The sequence below is a fragment of the Bilophila sp. 4_1_30 genome, assembly GCF_000224655.1.
Classification (GTDB): domain Bacteria; phylum Desulfobacterota; class Desulfovibrionia; order Desulfovibrionales; family Desulfovibrionaceae; genus Bilophila; species Bilophila wadsworthia.
The window spans coordinates 173,506-186,216 of sequence record NZ_JH114231.1 but is presented as its reverse complement, the minus strand read 5'-3'; the positions used below and the strand labels follow the sequence as shown (position 1 = coordinate 186,216).

The following is a 12,711-nucleotide window of genomic DNA, read 5'->3' as shown; positions in this document are numbered from 1 at the left end:
GGCCTGCGGATCGGACCAGCCGACACGCGGGCCGCTCATGGATTTGATTTTGGCGAGAGAGCCGAACACCAGCGTATCGCCCCATTCTTCAAGCAACGCTTCAGGAACCTGCGCCGCCGTCCGCGCCGGACGAAACGCGCAGTACGCGTAAACGGTGTGGTCGGCGTCCTCATGCGCGGCATGAAACAGCACTGTGATTCCCGATCCGGCCCTCTCCGCATGAAAGTCGCTCCCACCTTCCAACCGCACGCCATCGAGCAGCAAGTGAAGGACACGGGAAACGACCACGCCCCTGTCAGTCATCAACTCCACAACACGGGAACCGCGAAAGAGCGTTTCCGCCATCGTGTCCGTCCAGACCTCGGTCCGGGTGAAGAAGTCCACGGCAACCTGCTGAACGGCGTCAAGGACGACGAACTGCGGACACGGCTGCACCTGCATGAGCACGCGGGGGATGATCACATCGTAGGAAGCCATGCGCTCCGTCATTGCGCGCCTCCGGTACTCGTCCGGGGCCACGCGGCATCGACCTGCCGCTTGACCCCGAGCGCGTTGTAGAACTCGCTCAGGTGGTGTTGCGCGCGGGCCAGATTGGAGGCCTCATTATCGCCGGACAGGATGCCGTACAGGACATGGTGGACAAGCGCCGGAGCGAACGTATCCCGCAGACGCAGACAGTCGTCCGGGCTTCCGATGCGCGGCGGCTCGGCGCTCCATGTGGCGTTGGCGATCGCCTCGCACTCTTCCGGCACGGCGGGGAACACCCAGTAGAACAAAGGGTCCGCCATCCGGTCATAGGCGAAATACTCGATTCCGGCCCACGGGGCGGACATGCCCATCGACGCCCACCCCGTGATGTTCTCTGTGGTGGTCGCCATGATCGGCCTGCCCGTCCTTCCATCGCACACGTTCGCATTCAGACCGATAAACAGCATGGCGGGCGCCTTCACGCCGTGCTTCCGTCCGGGAATGGCCTGCCGGATGCCCGGCTCCAGCACGATGTCTCCGGTTACGGCCGTGGCGTCCGGACGCTGCATGACCACTTCCCTGAGCGCATGGTTCAGGAAGTCGAGCAGCCCGACGGCGTTGTCGTCGCCGCCGTTCCACTCCCACCTCGCACGGATGCCCGGTTCAAGGTCCTGCAACGCGCCGGACACAAGGCGCAGGATTTCCGCCGCCTGCATGGCTACACCGCCTCGCCGATACGGCGATACGGGAACCGGGGCACGGGCACGAACGACATGGTCCGCTCACGGGTCACCGGGTCCACGTTGACCAAAGGCTGTTTCTCCACGGCGAGTTCAAGGGCGTGGACCACCGCTTCCGGCACCTCCACCTCCTTGTCCCGCTCGATGAGATAGGACTGGCCGTTGACTCCGATGGTCACGGGGCATTTCTCGTGCTCCCCGCGCCCGGACGGGATGACGATCCGCACCTTGCGCTGCCCGCGAAGCTGCGCCGCCGCCTGCGCCTCGCTCTTCTGGACGGACTGGTTCAGGCGTTCGCTCTCCTCCGGGGTCAGGGGCGGCTTGCTGCCGGATTCCTTTTCCTTCGCCATTTCTTGTTCCTTCATTTGGGACATGACGGCTCCTGCTACAGCGAAGACACGGCGACTTCAGCCCGGATCATGTGCAGATCGTACAGAATGATGGCGCCGTGCCACATCTTCCACGCGATGCTGCCGCGCTGACCAAGGGGATCGCCGCCACGCGGGACGTTGGGATTGAGAACCATCGGCACGATGGGAGACTTCCCGCCGGCGGAACGGTTGAAGGGAATGATGCCGAAGGCGTTCTTGGCGAGGTACAGGACTGGATACACGTCGGCGCACGCGCCGGTGGACGACAAAACGCCGTTCCCGGCTGCCCCCGCGTCGGCCCACGGCTCGAAGACGGTGGTGCACATGTAGCGCACGCCTTCCACGGAGCCGATTTCGCCGGGCATGGGCTTATAGCCCCCGCCGTAGTCCTTCACGTCGAGGAAGCCGCGCATCTCGCGGATGTCCGCCTCGCAATCGGTATGGCAGATGGCGACATACGAAGGCAGCACGCTCTCGGTCTTGAAGTTCGGGGACGCGCTGACGAACGAGGTGATGGGCATGGCAAGCTGACGCTTGAGCATACGGGTCACCCGGCGCTGGAGTTCCAGCGTCAGCGGCTTGTTCACGCCGTTGCGGTTGGTCGCCTGCGCCCCGGCCGTCTCGCCGGAAAAGAACACGTTGGTCCCGCCGAGCACCACGCCCGCCGTGATGCGTTCGCGCATGATGGCGGCCTGTTCGCCCAGAATGTCCGAGAACTCGGAAATGAGCGGGTCCTCGTGGGTGTCGGCCAGCACGTCGGTCAGCTCGATCCAGTCGCCGTACTGGTTGATGGTGGCCTCGATGTCCTTGAACGTCGGCTTGCTGGCCTGCGGCGTCACGCCCTCGATCAACGCCTTGGGCTGGTTGGGAAGATGCTCATAGCCACGGAACTTGATCGTCCGCGTACTGTGGGCGGGCAGCGGTTTCGGCTGTCCGAACTTGTCGAGCACGAGCAGGGGCTGCGAACGCTCAAGGAGCTGCTTCGAGAAATACCCTGCGGTGCGGTAGGAGATGTCTCCTGTGGTCGTCATGGGAGGCATACGTTTTCACCTCGGTTAGATGTTCCATCCGGCATCGAAGTCGTCTTTCGATCCGACGCCCTGCGGCACCACGGGCGCGCCGCGCCTCGGGACGGCGAACGCACCGTCGGGATTCGTCCGCGCCTTTTGCGACGCCTGACGTTCGTTCTTGAAGCGGGTGATCAACTCGGCGACGGCGTGCGGATCACGCCCGTGCAGAAACACGTCCATGAGCGGCGCGGCTTCGGCATAGGGCTTTTGCTCGATCCATGCCTGCATGTCCGCCTGAAACCGTTCGTTATCCGCCTTGCTGCGGGATGCCTCGAAAAGATCGGGATGGGCCTGCCGGACGACCGCCACGAAATTCCGGTTCGCGGCCTCCGCCATGCCCGCCTGCTGCTGCGCGGCGAAGGCTTCCCGCTCACGCCGGGCCATAAACAGTTCCGCCCGATCCATCGCGTTGTCCGCGCCGTATTCCGCCAGCCGCCTGCGGAGCGTTTCCCCTTCCGGGGAATCCTCGCGGGCAATGGCGGCCGCCTCCGGCGAAAGCTGTTCCAGTTCCGCGAATTCCGACTTGCTCCCCTCGGGAATCTCGACCGTCTTCGGCGGCTGCGGCTCCTCGCGCGGCTGGGGGTCAGGGGCGGCGGGCTGTGCCTGTACTGCCGGTTCCGGCTGCGGGACCGCCTGCCCTGCGGACGACTCCTCGGGGCTGGGCGGCGTTCCCTCCTCGGATACATGCTCAGGCTCCTGTTCCGGCTGCTCGGCGGGCTTCCCCGGCTCGTCGTCGAATCCTGCGGCAAAGGCTTCCGTGCCTTCCTGATCCATCAGTTCCTGATTCTGGTCTTCCTGCATGGCGTTCACTCTTTCGGCGTGATTGTATTGATGATGGAGCGCAGTTCCACGAGCGCGCCCTGCGCTTTCCTGAGCGACGCCTCGTCCGACGCGTTCTCAAGCGTGTCGCGCTGCGTCTCGATTTCCTCTTCAAGCAATTCCCGAAGCGCGAGATAAAACCCCGTCCCGAACGCCGCGCGGAGATCGGCGGCGGCCCTGCTCGGCTGCTTCATCATGCGGCTGTCCCTTCCATCGGCTGTTCAGACTGGGCCTGCGCCGCCTGCTGCTGCGACTGCGCCAACGCCAGCATGAGCTGTTGCTGCACCTGTTCGGGGGAAAGCCCCTGCCTGCCCAACTCGGCGGTCAGGGCCTGTACGTTGGCCTCGGCCTGCGCCAGCGCCTGCATGACCATCTGCTGATGCTGATGTTCCTGCGCTTCCTTCTCGGTCCGCAGGATGCGTTCGGCGGGCAAGTCCGTTTGTTCAAGCGTCACTTTAAGGAGTTCGTCTTCCTTGATGCGGCTGGCGAACAAGGGATTCGCCATGAGCGAAATGATGCCGGGCACCTGTTGCGCCCTGACTTCCTTGGCGATAAGCGACTGCGAACCGGTGGCGACGACCTCGTAGTCGCCCTTGATCTCCTCGCGCGGGCTCCATTGCATGTTGAAGCGGTACATCGCGCGGATGAACGGCGCGGACACATACTCGTCAAAGTCCTTCACACGGTCCTTAAGCAGGATGTTCGATGCCCCCATGAGCATGGACAGGCCGGACGCCGTCTCGCCCGCGCCGGACACGCGCCCGTCCCCGGCGTTGAAGCGCGGTGTGCTGATTTCGTCGGCGCACTCCTGCCAGAACTTCACCTGCGTCAGGTTCTCCTGAATGCAGGACGGCACCACGGCGACGCTCAGGGCATCGTTGATGTTCACCCCGGCCTTGTCGAACAGCAGGACACGGCTCGACGAAATGTCCAGCGGGTCTTCCCCCTCGGCCAACGCCTGCATGTTCACGCCGAACAAGGGGCCGGAACTCCACGCCGTATTGTCCTGCGCCGCGCGCACGGCGGCGTTGATGCCCGCCTGCGGCGACCGCAGCCGGTACGCGATGCCTTCGGGCCAAAAAGACGTTTCGTCACGCTGGCAGGGATAGAAAAAGAAGGGGATGTCCACGCCTTCAAGCGGATTGACCGACGCCTTGATGATGGTGTCGCCGAGCATCCACACGCAGGAGGGAAACACGCGGTACAGGTCGACGTCCTCAACCGCACATCCGGCATCCCGAAGTTCCTGCCCGGTGAGATAGCCCCACCGTTCGTAGACGCGGAACCGCTTGTCCATGACCGCGCCGAGGTTGCCGCTGGCGTCGTTCAGATTCCGCTTCTGCGATTCGTAGGTCGTCAACGAGGCGTCGCCGTTTTCATGCTCCTTGAGATACCCCTCGATGGCGGATGCATCGAAACCGGGGAACGTCGTCAGGTCCCACAGGTCCTTGTCCGTCTTGAGGTGCACCTGCCAGACATAGCGGAGCTGGCGCGGCTCCAGCGCGCCGGGATCGGGATAGACCTCCCAGACGGGGACGGCCTCGTAATAGGGCCGGATTTCCTCGCCGATGACCTGCTCGTCCCAGACAACCCTGCCGCTTGCATCGGAGACGGGACGCCTCTTCCTGAGTTCCCGGCGTTCGACCAGCGGCCCCTTGAGCACGCCCATCCCGAGCAGGCAGGAGGAAAAGATGACGGCCTTGCAGTGCTGCTGCCACGAGGGGCGGAATTCGCCGCCCGCAGAGGATTCCTTGAGCTGGTCGTCGATGACTTGCTCCATCTTGTCGGCGCAGGCCTTGGCGATGCGGAGCTTCACCGTATCAAGGTCGATGCGCCGCATGGCCTCCTGCATGGCCATCCGCTGCATCTTCTGCATGGCAAGGCCGTCGGGAACCGCGTTCTGCGCCTGCAAGAGCTGCATCTGCTCCGCCATGACCTCCTGCACGGCCTGCATGAACTCCGGGGACTGCTCAACAAGCTCACCGGGAATTTCCGGGTCCGGCGTGGGCTGGATGGCCCAATTCTTTGAGCGCGCCGGGAACAGCAGGTCCATGAGCCGGGCCACCATCATGTCCACCTTGTTCGTGGTCATCCGATAGTAGACCTGCGACCGCTTGAATTTCTTCAGCCGCTCCATCACGTCGGCGGGGTACTGCCCCCGGTACTGCATGAGGTCTTCAAGCCACCGCTCCTCAATGAGCTTGCGGGAAGACTCGGCGGTCGAGAACTCGCGCTTGAGCTGCAAGGCCAACGCATTGAGCCGGGCGGACGCAGCGGCGCGGGCCTCGCGCTCCAGCTGTTCCGCGTCTTCCCGCTCCATCGCGGCGTAAAATTCGTTCTCAGCTTCAAGCGGTATCTGAGTCATTGCTTGTCCTCCACCCCGCCCCGTTCAATCTTCCGCAGGAGCCGGGTTTGCATGGCGTCCAGCGCCGTTCCGCCGGAATAGCCCGCCATGCCGACAATCCCGACGATAAACCCCATCGAAAGCCCGCTGTCTTCCAACGCCGCAAACATGAGGAAGGCGGAAAAGGCAGCCATGACCGCCGAGAGCAGAAAACCGCCCACGGAACGGAACCCGAAGCGTGCCCAGCGCACGAACGCGCCGGTCACGGAAACGCCGATGAACGGCAACGACCGTTCCAGCATCTCCCAGAAATTCCAGTCCTGCATGTCGCTCATCGGCCCCCACGGATAGCGGCCTTGTCCGCATTGCACGAACCGAGGGCCTGACGGAGGCTCAAGACATAGTCGACCAGATCGGCATTGTTCACGCCGGTCCATAATGGCACGGGCGTTTCCGCCGTCAGGTACGCCGGGGCATCCTGCCGGATCACGACGGGCATGGTCGCCACCGGCTTACCTGAGCAGCCCGTCAACGGCAGGAGGCAACACAGTGCCGCCCCAATCGCCAGTCTGCCTGTCATTGCGCATGGCCTCCCGCAGCTTCACGCGCTGCCGTTCCCGGTCCTGTTCCAACGCCGCCAGCTTCCCTTCGCGTTCTTCAAGCGTTTCTTGAAGTCTGGCATGGGCCGCCGTCATGTCTTCGAGCGCGGCACGATTCCGCTTCGCGCTTTCCTCCCATGTTACGGCGTCTTGCCGGGCAAGATCCCGCTGCTCCGTCACGATGAACGCAAACACTCCGAGAGCAAGGCAGGCCAAGGCAAAGACGGAGCAGGCGATGCGTTCGATAGGCATCACCACTCCCGCTCCGGCCCCATATCGAGGTGCACGAAGTTCTCGTAGTCCCAGTGGCCGATGCCCCGGAACCCGCACTTACGGGCCAGCTTGATGAATGCCTCATGCCGCTCTTTCGGCATACGGACATCAAAGGCGAGGGTGAGATGCTGCGAATGCGCGACCCCGCCCACTTCCTTGTTGTGCCTGAAGCAGCGGTGACCGCTGTTGATGACGAGGGGCTCGCCCCACATGTCGCGGAGCCGCTGGAGCGCGTCCATGCCCTCCTCGTCCACGACGATCTCCCCGCAGCATTTGCAGGCGATCTCCTTCGGGGTGAAGTTCGGCCATTTCCCGGACCAACGGGCTTCGGTGTAGTGCATGAAAAAACGCTCCTGAGTTTGGTCAGGAGCGTAGCACGGGGTTTTGAGCCTGTCGGACTGGTGCGGGTCTGGTGGGCATCTGGTGAGGGTCTGGTGGGGAATTGACAAACTTTTCGGAAGATAGCGTATGCGCATGAAAAAAGTAGGAACCAACTGGAGATACACGAGATAATCTAAATAACAACTTCTTTTCAGGTGTGAGAACTAAAAAAATTCCTTTTCCCAATAAAGTTTTTTTGATACGCGAACCTCACCAACGCAATATAATCTGAGGAGGGAGAAGACGGATGACAGATATAGAAATTTTTTTAGCTGCAGGTGCATCACCTAGTAATATCATTTTTTCATTAATGATTGGTGGAATTGCGATAACTGGTATTATTCTTTCTGTTTTTCGAAAGCTAGAGCGAGTTCGCGATTTTTTACCTTCACTCTCGGTATCCTGTGGCATTTTTGGAACATTTTGGGGAATTTTTATAGGACTTTCTGGTTTTGATACAGCACATATTTCAGAAAGTATTCCAACGCTACTTGAGGGAATGAAAACAGCCTTTTTTACTTCCCTTATTGGGATGTCTGTGTCTTTATTTTTAAAATTTATTTATAATCTACGTGATGATATAGGTGAGAAAGGTTCTACAGATCCTGCAAAATGCCTTCAAAATATAGAAATTTATTCATCTGAAATCAGAGAAAGTATAAACAAGCTTGAGGAAACGATAGGAAGATGCTTCCGCTCTGACGAAGAATATTCTTTAGTTTCACAAGTTAAATTAATTCGTCAAGAATTAATAGATAGTCGTAAAGAAACTAAAAAAGCTTTTGAAGAGTTTGCTGAAAAGTTTTCAAAAATGGCATCAGAATCATTAATTGACGAATTAAAACGTGTAGTAGATAAATTCAATACAATGCTAAATGATTTAGTAAGCCAATCTTTTCAAGATTTGAAGGATTCAACAGAACGATTGAATACTTGGCAGTCTGAATATAAAGAAATAATCACACAAAACCATGAAAATCTTTCCTCTGTTCTTATACAGCTTTCTTCATTAAATACTGTTTACAATCAATCTATTGACAGAATTATGGAACTTTCAGAGCAGATTGCTACTATAAATACAAAACTCCATTCTATATCTATTTCAGGTCAAGAGCTTTCTCTTCATAGTAGTCAATTAACAGAGCAAAACCAACTTCTGGATGCATCCATTCATGCCATCAAGGATGCAGGAGAAAAGGCTGCAACTGTCGTTCCTGAAATTTCCAAAAATATGAATGCGATCACAGATCAAATTCAAAGATTACAAGAAGAAACTAACGACTTCATACGTAAGGCGACTATGGAGCTTCAGGCACACGCTTCAGAACTCTCGCAAGCTTCACAAAAACAAATTGAATCGATTGAAAAGTCATTGGAAGAAGAATTGCGAAAATCCCTTGAATCCTTTGCAGGTGCAATGATAGCTCTTTCAAACAAATTTGCCAGTGATTATACCCCATTGACGGATCGTTTGCGTGAGGTTGTCAGGATAGCGGAGAGGATGAACAATGCTTCGCTTAACTAAAATAGAAGATGGAGAACATTGGTCATCTATTTCAGATCTTATGGCCGGACTGATGATGATTTTTTTGCTAATTGCCATTGCCTATATGCATAATATCGCACAAGGGCAGCAAAAAATAAAAAAGATCGCTGTGACTTATCACGAAGCACAAGTCGCTTTATATGAAAAATTGAATGAAGAATTCAAGGAAGATCTCCCCAAATGGCAAGCGATCATTGATAAAGAAACTCTTTCTATACAATTTTTTGAGCCAGATATACTTTTCCAAACAGGTAAAGCTGATGTTACTCCAAAATTTAAAGACATACTAGATAATTTTTTTCCTAGATATTTAAATATCATTTTTTCTGACGAGTTTAAAGACACAATTGCTGAAGTTCGTATTGAAGGACATACATCTTCTGAATGGAGTACAGGAACAAGTTCTCCAGATGAAGCATACTTTAACAATATGCAACTTTCTCAAGAAAGAACGCGCTCTGTATTGGTTTATTGTTATTCTATAACACAAAAAAATAACTATAAAAATTTAATGCAACAGCATGTAACAGCGAATGGGCTTTCATCAAGCAAACTTGTTTATAATGATGATGGTACAGAGGATAAAGCCCGCTCTCGGCGTGTTGAATTTCGAACAAGAACAAACGCCGAAAATAGAATCGTTCAAATTCTTGATGAGTTGAAAAATGATTAAATTACCTGATTTCTCTGCATGTGTTGAAGTAAAACATCTTCTACAAAAAATGGGGGTCATCAAAATTCCTGAATTACCTGACGTAGAGTTTGTTAAAACTCGTGTTAAAATCGTAGAGACAATTGTACCTAATACAGAGCAATTGCAATTTGCTGAAAAAATCAAACTAAAAGCTGTTTCACTTGCACATGAAACTTTTACAGTAGTTAAAGATGAGACACTTGAAGTTAATGGCGTAAAATGTTGTATTTACATTAAAAACCAAAGCCAAGGCGTAAATCCTTATAATAAAACATCAACATATAAATTTCATTTATGTAATTGTAAAACAATTCAAGATATGGTCTTAAAAGGTAGAAAGGATAGATATGTTGCTACATCTCGTGCAGATGGTATATTCCCTGTAAATGCTCAGAATTATTACAAAGAAATTCTAGTATCTTTAGAACTTTGTAAAAATTGTAGAGATATTTTAATTCATAATGGGATGTATAAAGAACCTTTTTCCTTAAAAAATTTCTATGAAGAATATCAACCTGATATCCCAAAAACATTTAGGCGAACAGAACAAGTACCAATAACAGAAAAATATGCTCCGGATCACACTGAACGCGCTAATAAATACAAACAATCTATTCACTATAAATGTCAAGGATGTGGTGTCGACTGCTCTCAACACCGCTCTTATCTTCATATGCATCATGTGAATGGAGAAGGTACAGATAATAAGCGAAGCAATTTAAAAATTCTTTGTGTGATATGTCATATGGAACAACCCTTTCATGATCATATGAAAGGGAATCCTCGATTTCAAAAAGAAGCCCAAATCGTAAGGCAACTCCAAAAAGAACAAGGGATATTTACCGTAATCTGACAAATATAACCTTAAGGGTAATCCTGTCGTCACTTTTCTTAAAGAAACCATTATTCCAACATTAGACACTTTCTCTCCCTCCACACCTGCAACCTAACCGCCTCCGCGCTGTACCGCACCTTTCTCCCCTCACCTTCCACGGCTATGGGTGCACCCTGCTGTACCCATAGCTTGATCTGCCTCTCGCCCACCCCGAAGGCCTCCTTGATCTCCGCAAGGCTCCGCAAAATCATCGGCGCGTAGACGACCATTACTTCCCGTTCCGCCATCTCAGTACCCCCCGAGCCTGTCCGCCGGGCCAAGGTGTTCCCTCGCTTCCCCGCGCCGCCGGTTCAAGTCCATCTCGGCCACGGCCCACAGAAGCGCCGCGGCTCCGGGGTAATCCGTCATCCGCCTGTCCACGTCCTCGCTCCCAAGCCGCTGCGTCTCGGACGCCGCCGTGCAGTCCGTCCCGAAAAACAACGTCTTCTCCCCCACTATCCGCTGCTGAAGGATGCCCAGGTAGAAAGGAAGCACCCGCTCCCCACTCCCGTTCCATACCTGCGGATCGGTGATCCGTATCCTCCGGCGGCGTTCCCGGCGCAGGTCGTCGTTGGCGGCATCAAGAAACACCACACGCCTGTCGTCCCCCGGCGTAATGACGCACGACGCCGACCAGTCCTCGTAGAGCCTGACCGCCATGTCCACGAGGTCGGCCACATCGCCGGAGCGATATTCGTTGAGCACATGGACATGGTTGTGGACGTTCAGCACGGCGGGCCGCCCGCGTATCTCCCCGAGCACGATGACGCATCCCTGCGCTATGCCGTGAGGCCATGCCAACGCGGCAACGATGCGCGAGAACTGCCGTCCTGTACGGTTTTCCAGAAAGAAGGTTTCCTGCGTCATGGCGTCGCGCAGGGTACGGATGTACGGCATGTCAGCTCCAGTCGGCCCCGGTGATGAGATTCCCGCCGGGGGATAGCAGTTCGGAAAGGGCGTCACAGGTCGGATCGACCTGATCGTCGTGCTCATGAGTCATGGCCGGGCTGAACGCCGCCAGCTCCCCGATGTAGGCGTTCACCCACGGTGCATCCTCCGGCACGAAAAGACGCCCTGCCCGGATGTACGGGAGAACGTCATTGACACGGGATACCTTGTCGCGGTCCCGCTGTATCGGGATAACCGGGATGTCCGTCTCCCGGCGCAATGTCTGGATAAGCCCCGTGCCGGATACCTTGTCCTCGACAAAGAACCCGGCGAAGCGCACGGGGTTGGTGATGCGGTTCGGGCGGTGACGCTCGTAGAAGGCCTTCGCCGCGCTGATGAGGTCAGGGGCCTCAAGACGCTCACGGACCAGATCGAGGAGATAGACATTTTGCCCATCGCACCCCGCTAGGATGAACACGGTATAGTCGTTGTGCTGGCCTGTTTTCTGAGCCGTGTCAGTGAAAATACCGATACTCGTGATGCCTGCTGGCTTGACCCCGAAGTAATGTATCCAATCGAGCTTGATCATTGCCCCGCCGGGCGGCGTAGGTTGCTGTTGGTACTGCGAGCTGAATGTGTATGGGTCCGAATCACGCAAGGCAAGCAACCCTTCCAGAGATTCCTTATCCGGCCAATAGCTCCGCGCGTTATCCGTCCCTTCTCCCGGCACGGCCTCAATAACGAGTTGCTCAAAGTCCAACCCGAGCCGCCCAGAAAGGGCCAGCGCGGAAGGGTCGTCCTCATGGACACGCTGCATGATCATGATGACCGGGGTGTCGTCCGTAGCCCGGCGCGACCGGACGGTGTTCGTCAGCCTCCGGTTCGCCGTCTCGCGCTTGGACTGGCTCCACGCATCCTCCGGCTTGATGGGGTCGTCGATGATGATGGCGCCGGAAAAGCCCTGCTCCATGAACCCGGCGCGAAAGCCCGTCACCTGCCCGCCGGTGGACGTGGCGTAGACGCCGCCGGCAGTCCGCCCCCCGCTCTCAATGTTCCACCGCTTCTTGGACTTGGTGTCCCGACGGAAGGCCAGCGGCCAAAGCTGCTGGAAGGCTTCCGTCTCCAGAATCTCACGGGCTGACGTGCTGTTGAGCGAGGCAAGGTCGTCGGAGTACGAGAGGTGCAGAAAACGGCAATGCGGGTCGCGGGCGAAGCACCACGCCATGAACGCAATGACCGCCAGCTCGGTTTTGGAACTCCCCGGCGGCGTGTTGATGAGCAGGTTTCGCACGTCCCCCCGATACACTGACATGAGTGCATCCGCGATTTGCTCGTGATGCCGGTTGACCCGAAAGGTCATGCCCGTTCGCGCCCGGAACATGAGCGCGACGAACGCGAGGAAGTCCCGTTCGCAGGCGTCACGGATGGCGGCAAGCTGTTCCGGCGTACAGCGGGAGAGCAGGCCCATCAATCCGCCTCATATGAGCCGCGCAGGGCCTCCCGCAGCGCGGAATCAGGCGCGGGAACGGAGGTCGCCACGGCTGCCGTCTGCGCGCTGGCCTGTTGGCTGACGTTCACCGTGGTCCCCCGCTCCTGCTGCGGGGCGAGGTTCCGGCGGCCTCGCGTCATGGTTTCCCACTCCTC

Annotated in this window: 17 protein-coding genes; 3 read left to right on the top strand and 14 right to left on the bottom strand. The window is 56.4% G+C overall.

All coding sequences use genetic code 11. The features are described from left to right. The 11 genes from HMPREF0178_RS21810 to HMPREF0178_RS00905 all read right to left on the bottom strand — a co-directional run. Nucleotides 1–477, bottom strand: a 477-nt coding sequence (locus HMPREF0178_RS21810) for a hypothetical protein (RefSeq protein WP_232281157.1), incomplete at its 3' end; no start/stop codon positions are given. A gap of 8 nt (nt 478–485) precedes the next feature. Next, on the bottom strand, nt 486–1,184 hold the full coding sequence (locus HMPREF0178_RS00950; protein WP_009368027.1) for a DUF6682 family protein: 699 nt from the start codon (nt 1,182–1,184) through the stop codon (nt 486–488). Nucleotides 1,185–1,186: 2 nt separating this feature from the next. Beyond that, nucleotides 1,187–1,582, bottom strand: a complete 396-nt coding sequence (locus HMPREF0178_RS00945) for a hypothetical protein (RefSeq protein WP_009368026.1) — start codon at nt 1,580–1,582, stop codon at nt 1,187–1,189. An 11-nt stretch (nt 1,583–1,593) separates the two neighbouring features. Then, the gene (locus HMPREF0178_RS00940; RefSeq protein WP_009368025.1) at nt 1,594–2,619 is read right to left on the bottom strand and encodes a N4-gp56 family major capsid protein; all 1,026 of its coding nucleotides are present in this window, start codon (nt 2,617–2,619) and stop codon (nt 1,594–1,596) included. A 15-nt stretch (nt 2,620–2,634) separates the two neighbouring features. Continuing rightward, the gene (locus HMPREF0178_RS00935; protein ID WP_009368024.1) at nt 2,635–3,450 is read right to left on the bottom strand and encodes a hypothetical protein; all 816 of its coding nucleotides are present in this window, start codon (nt 3,448–3,450) and stop codon (nt 2,635–2,637) included. Nucleotides 3,451–3,455: 5 nt separating this feature from the next. Next, nucleotides 3,456–3,665: a hypothetical protein gene (locus HMPREF0178_RS20285; RefSeq protein ID WP_009368023.1), complete on the bottom strand. Its 210-nt coding sequence runs from the start codon at nt 3,663–3,665 to the stop codon at nt 3,456–3,458. Further along, entirely contained in the window at nt 3,662–5,833 is a 2,172-nt protein-coding gene (locus HMPREF0178_RS00925; protein ID WP_009368022.1) for a hypothetical protein, read from the bottom strand. Before HMPREF0178_RS00925 ends, HMPREF0178_RS20285 begins: the two co-directional genes overlap by 4 nt. Then, nucleotides 5,830–6,147: a hypothetical protein gene (locus HMPREF0178_RS00920; RefSeq protein WP_009368021.1), complete on the bottom strand. Its 318-nt coding sequence runs from the start codon at nt 6,145–6,147 to the stop codon at nt 5,830–5,832. Before HMPREF0178_RS00920 ends, HMPREF0178_RS00925 begins: the two co-directional genes overlap by 4 nt. Continuing rightward, nucleotides 6,144–6,392: an Rz1-like lysis system protein LysC gene (gene lysC / locus HMPREF0178_RS00915; protein ID WP_050809240.1), complete on the bottom strand. Its 249-nt coding sequence runs from the start codon at nt 6,390–6,392 to the stop codon at nt 6,144–6,146. The genes HMPREF0178_RS00920 and lysC overlap by 4 nt, the downstream gene beginning before the upstream one ends. Beyond that, a complete protein-coding gene (locus tag HMPREF0178_RS00910; RefSeq protein ID WP_009368019.1) occupies nt 6,325–6,663 on the bottom strand; it encodes a hypothetical protein in 339 nt (112 codons plus the stop codon). Before HMPREF0178_RS00910 ends, lysC begins: the two co-directional genes overlap by 68 nt. Beyond that, a complete protein-coding gene (locus HMPREF0178_RS00905; RefSeq protein ID WP_009368018.1) occupies nt 6,663–7,025 on the bottom strand; it encodes a D-Ala-D-Ala carboxypeptidase family metallohydrolase in 363 nt (120 codons plus the stop codon). Before HMPREF0178_RS00905 ends, HMPREF0178_RS00910 begins: the two co-directional genes overlap by 1 nt. Before the next feature lie 287 nt (nt 7,026–7,312). On the opposite strand from HMPREF0178_RS00905, the gene HMPREF0178_RS20740 reads away from it, so the two are divergent. Genes HMPREF0178_RS20740 through HMPREF0178_RS20735 form a run of 3 tightly spaced genes read left to right on the top strand, consistent with a single transcriptional unit; the run spans nt 7,313 to nt 10,158 of the window. Then, nucleotides 7,313–8,590: a MotA/TolQ/ExbB proton channel family protein gene (locus tag HMPREF0178_RS20740; RefSeq protein WP_009368017.1), complete on the top strand. Its 1,278-nt coding sequence runs from the start codon at nt 7,313–7,315 to the stop codon at nt 8,588–8,590. After that, the gene (locus tag HMPREF0178_RS00895; RefSeq protein WP_009368016.1) at nt 8,574–9,284 is read left to right on the top strand and encodes an OmpA family protein; all 711 of its coding nucleotides are present in this window, start codon (nt 8,574–8,576) and stop codon (nt 9,282–9,284) included. Before HMPREF0178_RS20740 ends, HMPREF0178_RS00895 begins: the two co-directional genes overlap by 17 nt. After that, entirely contained in the window at nt 9,277–10,158 is an 882-nt protein-coding gene (locus HMPREF0178_RS20735; RefSeq protein WP_009368015.1) for an HNH endonuclease, read from the top strand. The genes HMPREF0178_RS00895 and HMPREF0178_RS20735 overlap by 8 nt, the downstream gene beginning before the upstream one ends. A gap of 50 nt (nt 10,159–10,208) precedes the next feature. Here HMPREF0178_RS20735 and HMPREF0178_RS00885 read toward each other — a convergent pair whose 3' ends face one another. The 3 genes from HMPREF0178_RS00885 to terL are packed head-to-tail and all read right to left on the bottom strand — an operon-like array spanning nt 10,209 to nt 12,535. Then, nucleotides 10,209–10,427 carry a hypothetical protein gene (locus tag HMPREF0178_RS00885; protein WP_009368014.1) on the bottom strand — a complete coding sequence of 73 codons (219 nt, stop codon included), beginning with the start codon at nt 10,425–10,427 and terminating at the stop codon, nt 10,209–10,211. 1 nt (nt 10,428) lies between these two features. Then, nucleotides 10,429–11,076: a hypothetical protein gene (locus HMPREF0178_RS00880; protein ID WP_009368013.1), complete on the bottom strand. Its 648-nt coding sequence runs from the start codon at nt 11,074–11,076 to the stop codon at nt 10,429–10,431. 1 nt (nt 11,077) lies between these two features. Continuing rightward, nucleotides 11,078–12,535, bottom strand: a complete 1,458-nt coding sequence (gene terL, locus HMPREF0178_RS00875; protein WP_009368012.1) for a phage terminase large subunit — start codon at nt 12,533–12,535, stop codon at nt 11,078–11,080. Nucleotides 12,536–12,711 lie beyond the last annotated feature (176 nt).

Excerpts from the sequence above, each read along its gene's own strand:
- HMPREF0178_RS00950 (WP_009368027.1), bottom strand. The coding sequence starts at position 1,184 with ATGCAGGCGGCGGAAATCCTGCGCCTTGTGTCCGGCGCGTTGCAGGAC.
- HMPREF0178_RS00945 (WP_009368026.1), bottom strand. The coding sequence starts at position 1,582 with ATGTCCCAAATGAAGGAACAAGAAATGGCGAAGGAAAAGGAATCCGGC.
- HMPREF0178_RS00940 (WP_009368025.1), bottom strand. The coding sequence starts at position 2,619 with ATGCCTCCCATGACGACCACAGGAGACATCTCCTACCGCACCGCAGGG.
- HMPREF0178_RS00935 (WP_009368024.1), bottom strand. The coding sequence starts at position 3,450 with ATGCAGGAAGACCAGAATCAGGAACTGATGGATCAGGAAGGCACGGAA.
- HMPREF0178_RS20285 (WP_009368023.1), bottom strand. The coding sequence starts at position 3,665 with ATGATGAAGCAGCCGAGCAGGGCCGCCGCCGATCTCCGCGCGGCGTTC.
- HMPREF0178_RS00925 (WP_009368022.1), bottom strand. The coding sequence starts at position 5,833 with ATGACTCAGATACCGCTTGAAGCTGAGAACGAATTTTACGCCGCGATG.
- HMPREF0178_RS00920 (WP_009368021.1), bottom strand. The coding sequence starts at position 6,147 with ATGAGCGACATGCAGGACTGGAATTTCTGGGAGATGCTGGAACGGTCG.
- lysC (WP_050809240.1), bottom strand. The coding sequence starts at position 6,392 with ATGACAGGCAGACTGGCGATTGGGGCGGCACTGTGTTGCCTCCTGCCG.
- HMPREF0178_RS00910 (WP_009368019.1), bottom strand. The coding sequence starts at position 6,663 with ATGCCTATCGAACGCATCGCCTGCTCCGTCTTTGCCTTGGCCTGCCTT.
- HMPREF0178_RS00905 (WP_009368018.1), bottom strand. The coding sequence starts at position 7,025 with ATGCACTACACCGAAGCCCGTTGGTCCGGGAAATGGCCGAACTTCACC.
- HMPREF0178_RS20740 (WP_009368017.1), top strand. The coding sequence starts at position 7,313 with ATGACAGATATAGAAATTTTTTTAGCTGCAGGTGCATCACCTAGTAAT.
- HMPREF0178_RS00895 (WP_009368016.1), top strand. The coding sequence starts at position 8,574 with ATGCTTCGCTTAACTAAAATAGAAGATGGAGAACATTGGTCATCTATT.
- HMPREF0178_RS20735 (WP_009368015.1), top strand. The coding sequence starts at position 9,277 with ATGATTAAATTACCTGATTTCTCTGCATGTGTTGAAGTAAAACATCTT.
- HMPREF0178_RS00885 (WP_009368014.1), bottom strand. The coding sequence starts at position 10,427 with ATGGCGGAACGGGAAGTAATGGTCGTCTACGCGCCGATGATTTTGCGG.
- HMPREF0178_RS00880 (WP_009368013.1), bottom strand. The coding sequence starts at position 11,076 with ATGCCGTACATCCGTACCCTGCGCGACGCCATGACGCAGGAAACCTTC.
- terL (WP_009368012.1), bottom strand. The coding sequence starts at position 12,535 with ATGGGCCTGCTCTCCCGCTGTACGCCGGAACAGCTTGCCGCCATCCGT.